Origin of the sequence: Corynebacterium sp., assembly GCF_030532325.1 — a bacterium.
Taxonomy (GTDB): Bacteria; Actinomycetota; Actinomycetes; order Mycobacteriales; family Mycobacteriaceae; genus Corynebacterium.
Genome location: NZ_JAUNLS010000015.1, coordinates 22,820 through 35,485, shown reverse-complemented (window position 1 = coordinate 35,485; position 12,666 = coordinate 22,820). Strand labels below are relative to the sequence as shown.

The following is a 12,666-nucleotide window of genomic DNA, read 5'->3' as shown; positions in this document are numbered from 1 at the left end:
GTTCAAAAATTAGTTCTCTTGAATGGAAGGTTATGTCCTCTCGTCGCATTCTCGGCACCCTCGTTGCCGCCGCACTGACCACCTCGCTCGTCACCATCCCCGCCGCGCAAGCGCAGGACACCGCGGGCCTCGGCTCGCGCTTTAGCATCGGCGTGCTGCCGGATACCCAGTTCTACTCCCGCTACTCCACGCCCGACACCGGCAACCTGGCCCAGAAGCGCTACGGCAGCGAGCCCTACATGGCACAGACCTCCTGGCTGGCCAAGAATCACGAGGAGCTCAACATGGACTTCGTGACGCACCTTGGCGACGTCGTCGATCAATCCAACGTCGAAGCCGAATGGGACGTAGCGGACGAGGCCATGAAGGCGCTGGACGATTCCGACCTCAACTACTCCATCCTGCCGGGCAACCACGACATGACCGGGGACGCCGGCTACCAGCCCTTCAACCAGTACTTCGGCGCGGAGCGAGCCAAGGCGGCCAACGAGACCTTCCAGGAGCGCTTCACCGGAACCGACTCCGATTCCGAATACCATATCTTCGAGGCCGAGGGGCAGAAGTACCTGGTGCTCGCCCTGGCCTGGCGCGCCAACGACGACGTCCTGGACTGGGCGCAGGGCGTTATTGACGCCCACCCGGACCTGCCGGTCATCCTCACCACCCACGAGGTGCTCAACATCGACGGCACCGGCAATGTCTTCTATTCCACGGACTACGGCCAGCGCCTGTGGGATACCTTCATCAAGCGCAACGACCAGATCTTCCTGACCATGGGCGGCCACCACCACGGCGCGGGCTACCGCGTGGACAAGAACGCCTACGGCCACGACGTTGTGGCCATCCTGCAGGACTACCAGATGGCCTACCAGGGCGGAAACGGCCTGCTCGGTGTGCTGGAATTTGATCTCTCCGGCAACGAATTGGAGATGGCGGCCCTCTCCCCGTGGGTGGCGCAGAAGCCGGCCACGGAGCTCACGCAGTTTGACAAGCTCATCCTCGACGGCGAGGGGGACAGCTACCACGTCCCGCTAAACTTCAAGGAGCGCTTCGCGGGCTTCGCCCCGGAATGGAGCATCGGCGATGAGAACGAAGGCGACCTTGCCCAGGAAGCCCGAGACATCGTCTCCACCGGCTACACCCCCTACGAGATCCCCGAGGATCAGCTGCCGCTGGACAGCAACGACTTTGTCAAGAACCCCACCACCGTCTTCCACTGGCGCCCGGGCATGGCCACCGACAAGGATGGCGTGCGGCTTAACGACGGCGACGTGGCCAAGCAAGGCGCCATCGTCCCCGACGTCCACGGCGAAGGCGACCTCATCCGCGAAGGCGGGGCCTCCACCGTGGGCGATCGCATCACCTACTCCAAGGATCACCACCCGCTCTCCTCGGACGAGGGCTCCCTGTACTGGGCGGATCCCGCTGGCAAGCTCTCCATGGCGGAGTTCAAGTCCGTGCCGGGCGCAGCCATCAACAACGTGGACACCACGCAGGGCTACACCTTTGAGAGCTTTGTGAAGATCCCCAAGGACTTCAACGGCTCGAAGCATGGCTGGGGCAGCGCGATTTCCCGCGACTCCAGCATCAAGGACCTCGTTGAGGGCTCCACCGATACCGACCCCACGGTGATGTTTGGCATCTCCAACCTGCGTGAGCTGCGCTGGTGGGCAGAGCCCAAGGAAGGCAACGGCTCCACCGTGTGGTCCCATGAGGTGCCCACCGACGAGTGGATGCACATCGCCGTGGTCAACAACCCGGATACCGACACCGTGGAAATGTTCATCAACGGCGCGCCAATCCTGCGCAACGCCTCCGGTGCCGAGGGCCTGCTGCCGCGCGACCTGCGCTGGGTTATGGGTGCCGGCATGGATGACAAGAAGCCGCAGGATCCCTGGTACGGCTGGATTGGCGAGACCCGCCTGAGCAACGGCGTGCTGGACAAGAGCCAGTGGCTCACCGCGCGTGCCCACGACGCCGGCGAGTCCGGGCAGGGCTCCTCCGACGGTTCCAGCTCCGATTCCGGTTCTGGTTCCAGCTCCGACTCCAGCTCTGCGGGCAACAACGCTGCCAAGACCGGCGGCATCATCGCCGGCGTTCTTGCTGGTCTCCTGGCCCTCATCGGCGGCGGCGCGGCCCTGCTGCCGTACATCAACAAAATCTTCGGGCTGAATCTGGAGCTGCCGCAGCTGCCGGCGCTGCCCACGCTCCCGGAGATCAAGATTCCGGGTCTGAATTAGTCCTGAGCTAACAGTCCTGAGCTAGCCCGGGGCATTCACTTGGGGGTCAACAGCGCGCTGGCGAGGTGGTGCCGGGCGTGCCCCGTGTTGGAACCTCCCTGCATCGCTTCCCTGAAACCAAAAGTCTGAACCTGGAAGGCTGAACCCCAAGGTGGCGTCTTCCTCCGTTGCCGGTGCAGAGCTTGGCGACGTCGAGGTTCAGCCTTCCAGGTTCAGCCTTTTAGGAGTTGACGGGGTTGGGGATGGCAAAGCGAACGCCCGCCGCCGTGCGCGAGCGCTGATTGCGTGCGTACGGCGGCGGGCGGATGCGCCCCAGATAGGATTCGAACCTACGACACCGGCTTTAGGAGAGCCGTGCTCTATCCCCTGAGCTACTGGGGCAGGGGGTGCACAGGGCACCAGAATAGATTAGCAGTCCCGCGCGGCGCGGCTGCAAATCGGTTAGATTCTTAGGCATGGAAAAGCATAAGCCCGTGGGTCCGCGTGCGACCTTCACTGATGTGCAGCGCCGAGAAGTTTTCACCGAGCTGGTCACCAAGGACGGGGTGCAGACTCTGGCCATAGAAAAGAAAGTGCCGGGTGGCTCCTCCAAGCGCCTGCTCCTGCTCAACAAGTACGACGCGCAGAAGCTCAAGGAAGCGCTGGAGGCCTACCTCAACACCGTCTATGCCCAGGAATTTTCCGGCGTGAGCGGAACGCTGTCCCCGGCGGACATGCTCGCGCTCTTCGGCGAGGAGGAGGACTAAGGCCGGGGGAGCTGGGGCTCAGCGGAGTCTGGGGCTAGGCATTCAGCTCTTCGAGCTTGCGGCGCACCGCGGAAGCCGGCGGGTTGGTCTCGTAGGTGCCGTCGGAGTAGAGGACGGTGGGTACGATGCGGTTGCCGTCATTGACGGACTTGATCCACTCGTTGATGTCTTCGGTGCCCTCGGCTTCGACGTCGACGGCGGCGTAAGGGGTCTCGGTACGGTCCAGGCCGCGGCGCAGGCGAGCGCAGAACGGGCACCACTCGGCGTAGAAGATGGTGACGTGCTCGGTGGTTTCAGGAGTCTGAACGGTCATTATGCAGCAGCCTTTCTTTCGTAACTGAGGAAACGGTATTTCATGGGCAGCTCGCTGGGCGGGCGGCCAGGGATTGTCAGGTGCCCTGACTCCGAGGTCAGCCAGTCCGTGCTGGAGGCCAGGCTGAAGGAGTCGGGGACCTCGGGGGCGAAGACGGCGTTCTCACCGTAGGCGTCGCCCACCTGCACACCCATGAGGGTGATTTCGAGTGTATCTACTTCATCGATGGCGGCGCTGTAGAGTTGGCCGCCGCCGATGAGCCAGGCGTCGCCAAGCAGGGCGTCCGAGGAGAGCAGACCGGGAAGATCGTCGGTGAGGGTAGCACCCGCGGACCACTCGCCGGGTTCCTGACGGGAGAGCACGATGTTTTCCCGGCCAGGCAACGGGCGGAATCTGGGGTTGAGGGACTCCCAGGTGCGGCGGCCCATGATGACCGGCGCGCCCATGGTGACCTCCTTGAAGTGCTTGAGATCCTCGGGAACGTGCCAGGGCATGACGGTGCCGTCGCCGATAATGCCGTCGAGGGACTGAGCCCAGATTGCGCCGAGCATTAGACGGACACCTGCGCCTTGATGGTGGGGTGGGGATCGTAGCCGACCAGCTCAAAGTCATCGAAGGAGTAATCGAAGAGGCTCGGGGCCTTGGTGAGCTTGAGCTGTGGATACGGGCGCGGGGTGCGGGAGAGCTGCTCGGTGACCTGGTCGATGTGATCGTTGTAGATGTGGCAATCCCCGCCGGTCCAGATGAGATCGCCCACCTCCAGACCTGCCTGCTGTGCAAACATGTGGGTCAGCGCCGCGTAGGAGGCCAGGTTGAAGGGCACTCCCAGGAACATGTCGGCGGAGCGCTGGTAGACCTGCAGGGAGAGCTTGCCCTCCGCTACGTAGAGCTGGAAGAGCAGGTGGCAGGGCATGAGAGCCATCTTGTCCAGCTCCGCCACGTTCCAGGCCGAGACCAGGTTGCGGCGGGAATCCGGATTGTTCTGCAGGGTGTCCAGCGCCTGCTGGATTTGATCGACGTGCTGGCCATCCGGGGTGGGCCAGGAGCGCCACTGTACGCCGTAGACCGGGCCGAGCTCGCCGTGCTCATCGGCCCACTCATTCCAGATGCGCACGTTGTTGTCTTGGAGCCACTTCACGTTGGACTCGCCCTTGAGGAACCACAAGAGCTCGCCGATGACACCGTGGAAGTACACCTTCTTGGTGGTCAGAAGGGGGAAGGATTCCGCCAGGTTATAGCGCAGCTGCGCGCCGAAGATGGAGCGCGTCCCGGTGCCAGTGCGGTCACCTTTAGGGGCACCCTCCTCCAGGACGCGGCGCAGGAGGTCTTCATACGGGGTGGCGATGGGGGTGTCTTTCATGGTTTCCCAGTGTAGAGCTTCCCAGCGCCGCCCGGAATCAAGCCCTCCTAGCTGCTAATATCCGCCGTTCTCCTCGGCGTACACGGCAACGTGCTCGAGGATCTCATCGGCGATCTCCGGACGGCAGATCAGCAGGTCCGGGATGAAGGTGTCTTCGTGGTTGAAGGTGATGGGTGAGCCATCCAGGCGCGAGCAGTGCAGGCCCGCTGCCTGGGAGACGCCCACCGGGGCGGCCTGGTCCCACTCGTACTGGCCGCCAGAGTGGATGTAGGCATCGTAATTGCCCAGCAGCACGTGCATGGCCTTCGCGCCGGCGGAGCCGAGGCCGATGACCTCGCTGCCGAGCTTCTCACCCACGTAGTTGGCCACCTGCGGCGGGCGGTTGCGGGAGACCACAATCTTCTTTGACAGCGGGCCGGCCACCGCGCGGGCCTCAGAGGACTTGAAGGTCACGCCCAGATCCGGCATGCCCACGGCCGCGTGTTGGACCTCGCCGTTGACCACGAGTGCGACGTGGATGGCCCAGTCCTGGCGGCCGGTGGCGAACTCCTTGGTGCCGTCTAGTGGATCGACGATCCACACGCGCTCCTTGTTCAGGCGGCTCAGATCATCCGAGGCTTCCTCGGAGAGCACGCCGTCCTGCGGGCGGTGCTGGGCCAGCACGCGGGTGATCCATTCCTGGGCGGCTTCATCGCCGGCATCGCCCAGCGCCAAGCCGCGCAGAAGGCCGCCATTGCGTACGCCTTTAAGGATCTTGCCGCAGCCTTCGGCAAGAGAATTGGTGAGACGGGCATCTGAAATCTCAACGGTCATGCTGTCCAGATTACCGCGCGCGATAAGGTAGGGCATGTCCAAAAACGTTCTGGAGAAGTTCCGGCCCCAGGTTTCGGGGTGGTTCTCCGACGTTTTCGCAGCGCCCACCCCGGTTCAGGAGCAGGCCTGGGAGGCCATCTCCGCCGGCGGGAACGCCTTGGTGGTGGCTCCCACCGGTTCCGGTAAGACCCTGGCTGCTTTTCTCTGGGCGCTCAATAACCTCGTGGAGCGCGCGGGCCAAACCGCACTGCCCATCGCGCGGGATTCCCGCAACGAGGGCACGCACGGCGGGGTGCGGGTCCTCTATATCTCGCCGCTCAAAGCCCTGGGCGTGGACGTGGAGAATAACCTGCGCGCCCCGCTGACCGGCATCGCGCGCACCGCGCAGCGCCTGGGGTTGGATGAGCCGGATATCACCGTTGGCGTGCGCTCGGGCGATACACCCGCGGCGGAGCGCTCCCGGCAGGTGCGCCGCCCGCCGGACATTTTGATCACCACCCCGGAATCGGCCTACCTCATGCTCACCTCCAAGGCAGCCGGGATCCTGCGCACCGTGGACACCGTGATCATCGACGAGATCCACGCGCTGGCCGGCACCAAGCGCGGGGTGCACTTGGCGTTGACCCTGGAGCGCCTGGCGCAGGTGGCCGGCGAGTTCCAACGCATTGGGCTGTCTGCCACCGTGCGCCCGCTGTCCGCGGTGGCGAGCTTCCTGGGCGGGGACCGACCGGTGGATATCATCGCCCCGCCGGGGGAGAAGCGCTGGCAGCTCGACGTCCACGTGCCGGTGGAGGACATGGCGGATCTGCCCACCCCGGAGCAGGGCTCACCCATCGGGGAGCTGACCGTTGATGATCAACTGGGCATCACCCAGGACAATGCCCAAGACACTGCCGCCACCGCTACCGAGTCCGCGCTGCCCACGGCCAAGTCCATCTGGCCCTTCATCGAAAAGGAGCTCTACGCGGAGGTGATGCAGCACCGATCCACGCTGGTCTTTGTCAACTCCCGCCGCACCGCGGAGCGGGTGACCAGCCGGCTCAACGAGCTCTACGCCCAGGAGCACGCTCCGGAGTCGCTGTCCCCGGCCACGCGCCGCGATCCCGCGCAGCTGATGAAGCAGGTGGACGTCGCCGGCACGGCGCCCTCGGTCATCGCCCGCGCGCACCACGGCTCGGTGTCCAAGGATGAACGCGCGCTCACGGAGACCATGCTCAAGGAGGGCAGCCTGCGCGCGGTGGTGGCCACCAGCTCCTTGGAATTGGGCATCGACATGGGGGCCGTGGACCTCGTGGTGCAGGTGGAGTCCCCGCCCTCAGTGGCTTCTGGCTTGCAGCGCGTGGGCCGAGCCGGGCACTCGGTGGGCGCGGTTTCCCAGGGTTCCTTCTACCCCAAGCATCGCGCGGACCTGGTGCAGTCCACGCTGACGGTGGCGCGGATGAAGCAGGGGCTTATCGAGGAGATGCACGCCCCGCGCAACCCCCTCGACGTCCTGGCCCAGCAGACGGTGGCCGCGGTGGCTGCGGCCGAGATCAGCCAGCCCGGCGGCACGCTGGACGCCGAGCAGTGGTTCGCCACCGTGCGCCGCGCCTGGCCGTATAGGGATTTGGCCCGCGAGGTATTTGACTCCGTGCTGGACCTAGTCAGCGGCGTGTATCCCTCCACGGACTTTGCGGAGCTCAAGCCGCGGGTGGTCTATGACCGGGTCTCCGGCCAGCTCAGCGCGCGCCCCGGTGCGCAGCGGGTGGCGGTGACCAACGGTGGCACCATCCCGGACCGCGGCATGTTTGGCGTCTTCCTCGTCGCCGGCGCGGAGGGCACCGGGCTGCGCCGGGTGGGCGAGCTCGACGAGGAGATGGTCTACGAGTCCCGGGTGGGGGACATCTTCACCCTGGGGGCCACGAGCTGGCGGGTGGAGGAGATCACCCGCGACCAGGTACTGGTCACCCCGGCGCCGGGGCACACCGGGCGCCTGCCCTTCTGGAACGGCGATCAGGCCGGCCGCCCCTATGAGCTGGGGCAGGCCTTGGGAGCGTATCGCCGGGAGGTGTACGCGGATCCCAGCATCATCGCCGACGCCGACGACTTCGCCCGCGCCAACATCGTGGCCTACCTGCGGGAGCAGTACGAGGCCACCGGGCTGGTGCCGGATGAGAAGACCCTGCTGCTGGAGCGTTTCCGGGATGAGCTGGGGGATTGGCGCATTGTGCTGCACAGCCCGTTTGGCCGCCCAGTCAACGCCGCGTGGGCATTGGCGGTGGGCCAGCGCGTGGCGGAGCGCACCGGCATGGACCCGCAGGCGGTGGCCGGGGATGATGGCATCGTCTTGCGTATGCCGGAGGGCGAGCAGGAGCCGGATGCCGCGCTCTTTCTTTTCGACGCCGAGGAGATCACCGACATCGTCACCGAGCAGGTGGGCAACTCCGCTCTGTTTGCCTCGCGCTTCCGCGAGTGCGCGGCGCGTGCCTTGCTCCTTCCGCGGCGCAACCCGGGCAAGCGCGCGCCCTTGTGGCAGCAGCGCCAGCGCGCGGAGCAGCTTCTCGACGTCGCCCGCAAGTACCCGTCCTTTCCCATCATCCTGGAGACGGTGCGCGAGTGCGTGCAGGATGTCTACGATCTGCCCGCCCTGACGCAGACTATGCGCGAGCTCGCGCACCGGCGCATCCGCATCGCGGAGGTCACGACCCAGCAGCCCTCGCCCTTTGCCTCGACGCTGCTGTTCAACTACACCGGCGCCTTCATGTACGAGGGCGATTCCCCGCTGGCGGAAAAGCGCGCCGCGGCACTGAGCCTGGACCCGGCGCTGCTGGCTAAGCTCTTGGGCACGGTGGAGCTGCGCGAGCTCCTCGATGCCGATATCATCGCCGAGGTCCACGCCCAGCTGCAGCGCACCACCGAGCAGCGCCGGGCGCGCACTCCGGAGGAGGTGGCGGATCTGCTGCGCGTGCTCGGCCCGATTCCCGTCGAGGAGTTCGCTGACCACGCCACCGTGGCCCTTGACCAGCTGGGCAGCCTGGGCGGGCGCATCATGCGGGTGCGCATCAACGGCCGCGAGCACTTAGCGCAGGCGCTGGACGCGCCGCTGCTGCGCGACGGCCTCGGTGTGCCCGTTCCCCCAGGGGTTCCGGCCCAGCAGGCCACCATCACGGATGCCCTGCCGCAACTGGTCAGCCGCTGGGCGCGCACCCGCGGGCCCTTCGTCGCCCGCGATCTCATCGACGCCTTTGGGCTTTCTGCCTCCGTGGCCCACGCTATGCTGCACTCGCTTGACGGGATAGTTGAGGGGCGCTACCGCCAGGGTGTCGAGGAGAGCGAGTACTGCGCCGCCGAGGTGTTGCGCACCATCCGCTCGCGCTCGCTGGCCGCAGCCCGCGCAGCCACGGAGCCGGTCTCGGGCGCTGCCTTCGCGCGCTTTCTGCCCGAGTGGCACAGCGTGGCCCCCGTGGGTGCGCGGCCCGCGCTGGCCGGGGTGGATGGGGTGTACTCGGTCATCGAGCAGCTGGCCGGTGTGCGGCTTCCGGCCTCGGCCTGGGAGAGCCTCATCTTCCCCTCGCGGGTGGGCAATTACTCGCCGACCATGCTCGATGAGCTTACCGCCAACGGCGAGGTCCTCATCTTAGGCGCGGGTAAGGCGGCTTCCAACGACCCGTGGATCATGCTGCTGCCTACGGACTACGCGGCGCAGCTCGCCCCACAGATAGACTCCGATGAGGCCGGCTTGAGCATGCTGCAAAGCCACCTGCTGGCCGCGCTGCGCTCCGGCGGCAGTTTCCTGCTCAGTGAGCTGGCCCCGGGCCTTCCCGGTACCGCCGAGGAGATCCGGGAAGCGCTGTGGGGCCTGGTAGAAGCCGGGCTGGTCAGCCCCGATTCCTTCGCCCCGATACGCGCGCGCCTGGCCGCCGGCGGCAGCAGGGCAGCCGCCAGCCACCGCGCCAAGCGCCGGCCCACCCGCTCGCGCTTGCGCATGGGGCGTACCTCCTTTGCGCAGGCCCAGGGCAGACGCGGCGGCGCGCAGAGTGCCCCGGACGTGGCCGGGCGCTGGGCGGAGTCCGTCGCCGCCAGCAGTGCTCCCAGCGGCGCGCTGTCTACCGACGCCACCAGCCGCTCCATCGCACACGGTGAGGCCTGGCTGGATCGCTACGGCGTGGTCACCCGCGGAAGCGTGACCGCGGAGGACACCCTGGGCGGGTTCGCGCTGGCCTATAAGGTGCTTTCCGGCTTTGAGGAGTCCGGCAAGGCCATGCGCGGCTACGTCATTGAGGGCCTGGGGGCGGCGCAGTTTTCCACCCCGGCTGTCATCGACCGCCTGCGCGGGCTGGCCGATAGCCCGGACGTCACCGGCTGGCCGTCCGGGGCGGCGAGCATCGCGGACGTCCAGACCTACGTGCTGGCCGCCGCCGATCCCGCCAACCCCTATGGCGCGGCCTTAGCATGGCCGCCTGCAGACGCCCCCGATGCCGCTCGCCCCACCCGCGGCGCCGGCGCGCTGGTGGTGCTCATGGACGGGCTGGTGATCGCGCACTTGACGCGCGGTGGAAAGACCTTGACCACCTTTGTGGAGCAGCTTCCGCAGGGCATTGATTGTGGCGAGGTCATAGCGTCCGTTGTGGCGGCGCTGCGTGAGCTGGTGGCCAGTGGGCGGATGACGCCCCTGGTTATTGAAAAGGCCAATGGCCGCCCCATCTTCGACAGTGAGCTCAGCGCCCAGCTGCGCGCCGCCGGTGCCGGCATCACCCCGCGCGGCGTGCGCATCTCCGGAACCGAGAACAGCGCCCGCGCCGGGACATCCACCACCGATGCGGCGTCACCAGCTAGCCGCAGACCGCAGCGCGGCCGTACCGTGAGCCAGGCTTTGGAAGAGCTCAGCTTCGACGACGCCCCGGACTCTCCAGGAACGACGGACTCGGCGCACTTCACACCACCGCGGGCTGCCCCTGGAGGGTTTCGGCCGCGGCGGCCGCGGCGCTAAACGGGTGCGCACTAGGTGCTGGAGTCTTGCCAGAGGATTGAACTGGCGTTAAACACCCCGGCCATGGAGTCATAGATGGTGCGCAGGTGAGTGCGCATGGCCGCTGCGGCAGCCTGCTGGTCGTGGCTGCGGATGGCGGTGAGGATGGCTTCGTGCTCGGCCAGTTCCTCTGGTTGCTCCACGAGGGTGCGCAGCTCGGGGATGACGTGGTGGGCGCGCACCATCTCCGCATGCAGATCCGTAATCGCCTGCCGGAGGCGGGTGTTGGCGCAGCAGTCGAGGATGGCGGCGTGAAACTCCTTGGCGGAGTTGGTCTTGCCCAGCGAGGGATACACCGGGGGATCGGCGCGCTGCTCATCCAGCCAGGCTTGCATGGCGGCGATGTCGCGCTCGGTGGCCAGGCGCGCAGCCTCCGCGGCGGCGTGGGGTTCGAGCAGCATGCGCATGTCCATGATGAAGGAGAGATCCTGCGCGGTCATGGGGCGCACGTGATAGCCCTTCTTGGGCATGACGGTGATAAGCCCCTCGCGGCATAGCTGCTGAAGCGCTTCGCGCGCGGGTGTTTTGGAGCAGCCGAATTCCTCGGCGACTTCCCCTTCGAGGATGACCTCGGTGGGGCGGATAGCGCCGGTGAGGATGTGCTGGCGCAGCTGTTCGGCGATGCGCTGGGCCTTAGAAAGCTTGTCTTTTGTGGTCATGCTCTTGTGCTTTTTTCGATAGGGTACTAGAAATATATTTCACGGATTTTACTGCGACTGGAATCACAGGGAGAACACAATGTTATCGGCACAACCTGCTACCGGTGGTGAGGACACTGCTATGACCACCGCGGTTGCGGGGGCCGCTGGGGCGGGCGGTCCCGGCGCCGAAGGAAGCACACGGCGCCTGGGCGCCGGCGGGCGCCGCGCGCTTATTGCTGCGATGTCCGGCACCGTCATCGAGTGGTATGATTACGCGCTCTACGGGGCGGCTGCGGGCCTGGTCATCGCCCCCTTGTTCTTCCAAGGTTCCTCGCTCGGCGGGCAGCTGGCCGCCTTTGCCACCTTCGCCGTGGGCTTTGTGGCCCGCCCCCTGGGTGGGGTGATCATTGGGCACGTGGGGGATAGGAGGGGGCGTCGCCCAGCGATGATGCTCTCCATCCTGCTCATGGGAATCGCCACCGTGGGCATCGGCCTGCTGCCCACCTTCGCCACCGCAGGGGTCATCGCCCCCATCCTCCTCGTGCTCTTCCGCCTGGTGCAGGGCATGGGCGCGGGCGCGGAGCTCGCCGGTGCCATGACCATGGTGGCGGAGTTTGCGCCGCCGCGCATGCGCACGTTTCTCACCTCGCTGGTGCTGGCTACCCCGCCGGCCGGCATGGCGCTGGCCACCGGGGCATTCCTCGCGGTCTCCTCGCTGGGGGAGGAGGCCCTGCTGGGCTGGGCCTGGCGCCTGCCCTTCCTGGCCTCGGCCGTGCTCTTTGGCATCGCCCTGTTCATCCGCCACAAGCTGGAGGAGACCCCGGAGTACGTGGCCGCCACCCAGCGCGTGGAGGAGGAGCAACCCAAGATCCCGGTGCTTAGCCTGCTGCGCCACAACGCCCGCGAGGTGCTCCTCGGCTTCGGCTCCGTGACCGGCCACAACGCGCTCAACTACGCCATGGCCGTCTTCGCCATCACCCTGCTCACCGCCTCGGGCCTGGAGCGCTCCACCGCGCTGGCCACGGTCACCGTGGGCACGCTCGCCGGTGTCATCGGCACCCCCTTCGGCGGCCTGGCCGGTGACCGGTGGGGTGCTGGCCGGGTGCTGGCGCTCGGCTCGGCGCTGGGGGCGGTCTTTGCCTTCCCGCTCTTTGACGCCCTGGCCTCCGGCAACCACACCTACGCCGGCACGATGATCGCGCTGGGCTACGGCATCATCATCGCGATGACTTCCGGCGCCCAGGGGGCCTTCCTGGCCAGCCTCTTTGCCCCGCGGGAGCGCTTCTCCGGCATCGCCCTGGCCCGCGAGCTCAATGGTGCCCTGGTGGCGGGCTTTACCCCGCTGGGCTTGGCTTGGCTTATCGACGCCGCCGGGGGTAACCCCACCTGGGGCGCCGTGGCCATCAGCGTCAGTTGCATCATCTCCGTGGTCTCGGTGGTTGCCGCCCGCCAGCTCACCAGGCACTGAACGCTAAGCATTAAGCACTGATTCTAACTGCTGATTTCACACTTCTCGCTTCTTGTAAATTTCTCACACCGAAAGGA

The 12,666-nt window shown here is 66.7% G+C and carries 9 protein-coding genes and 1 tRNA gene; 4 read left to right on the top strand and 6 right to left on the bottom strand.

Annotated features, from left to right (window positions below; all coding sequences use genetic code 11):
• The first annotated feature begins 32 nt into the window (after window positions 1–32).
• Complete coding sequence (locus Q4E25_RS08700) at window positions 33–2,240, top strand: LamG-like jellyroll fold domain-containing protein (protein ID WP_303156390.1); 2,208 nt, start codon at window positions 33–35, stop codon at window positions 2,238–2,240.
• 308 nt (window positions 2,241–2,548) lie between these two features.
• Here Q4E25_RS08700 and Q4E25_RS08695 read toward each other — a convergent pair.
• Window positions 2,549–2,621 (bottom strand) — tRNA-Arg (locus Q4E25_RS08695).
• A gap of 74 nt (window positions 2,622–2,695) precedes the next feature.
• Here Q4E25_RS08695 and Q4E25_RS08690 point away from each other — a divergent pair.
• Entirely contained in the window at window positions 2,696–2,986 is a 291-nt protein-coding gene (locus tag Q4E25_RS08690; RefSeq protein WP_303156389.1) for a hypothetical protein, read from the top strand.
• A 34-nt stretch (window positions 2,987–3,020) separates the two neighbouring features.
• Here the strand turns inward: Q4E25_RS08690 and Q4E25_RS08685 are convergent, their stop codons facing one another.
• Genes Q4E25_RS08685 through Q4E25_RS08670 form a run of 4 tightly spaced genes read right to left on the bottom strand, consistent with a single transcriptional unit; the run spans window position 3,021 to window position 5,472 of the window.
• Entirely contained in the window at window positions 3,021–3,299 is a 279-nt protein-coding gene (locus Q4E25_RS08685) for a mycoredoxin (protein WP_303156388.1), read from the bottom strand.
• Window positions 3,299–3,850 (bottom strand): dihydrofolate reductase, encoded by a 552-nt coding sequence (locus Q4E25_RS08680; RefSeq protein WP_303156387.1) that lies wholly within the window; start codon window positions 3,848–3,850, stop codon window positions 3,299–3,301. Before Q4E25_RS08680 ends, Q4E25_RS08685 begins: the two co-directional genes overlap by 1 nt.
• On the bottom strand, window positions 3,850–4,659 hold the full coding sequence (locus tag Q4E25_RS08675) for a thymidylate synthase (protein ID WP_303156386.1): 810 nt from the start codon (window positions 4,657–4,659) through the stop codon (window positions 3,850–3,852). Before Q4E25_RS08675 ends, Q4E25_RS08680 begins: the two co-directional genes overlap by 1 nt.
• A 54-nt stretch (window positions 4,660–4,713) precedes the next feature.
• On the bottom strand, window positions 4,714–5,472 hold the full coding sequence (locus tag Q4E25_RS08670; RefSeq protein WP_303156385.1) for a 3'(2'),5'-bisphosphate nucleotidase CysQ: 759 nt from the start codon (window positions 5,470–5,472) through the stop codon (window positions 4,714–4,716).
• A gap of 34 nt (window positions 5,473–5,506) precedes the next feature.
• Here Q4E25_RS08670 and Q4E25_RS08665 point away from each other — a divergent pair, with 34 nt between their 5' ends.
• Window positions 5,507–10,441, top strand: a complete 4,935-nt coding sequence (locus Q4E25_RS08665; protein WP_303156384.1) for an ATP-dependent helicase — start codon at window positions 5,507–5,509, stop codon at window positions 10,439–10,441.
• An 11-nt stretch (window positions 10,442–10,452) separates the two neighbouring features.
• On the opposite strand, the gene Q4E25_RS08660 is transcribed toward Q4E25_RS08665, so the two are convergent.
• Window positions 10,453–11,139 (bottom strand): GntR family transcriptional regulator, encoded by a 687-nt coding sequence (locus Q4E25_RS08660; RefSeq protein ID WP_303156383.1) that lies wholly within the window; start codon window positions 11,137–11,139, stop codon window positions 10,453–10,455.
• Window positions 11,140–11,260: 121 nt separating this feature from the next.
• Here Q4E25_RS08660 and Q4E25_RS08655 point away from each other — a divergent pair, with 121 nt between their 5' ends.
• Window positions 11,261–12,589, top strand: a complete 1,329-nt coding sequence (locus Q4E25_RS08655; protein WP_303156382.1) for an MFS transporter — start codon at window positions 11,261–11,263, stop codon at window positions 12,587–12,589.
• The last annotated feature ends 77 nt before the right edge of the window (window positions 12,590–12,666 follow it).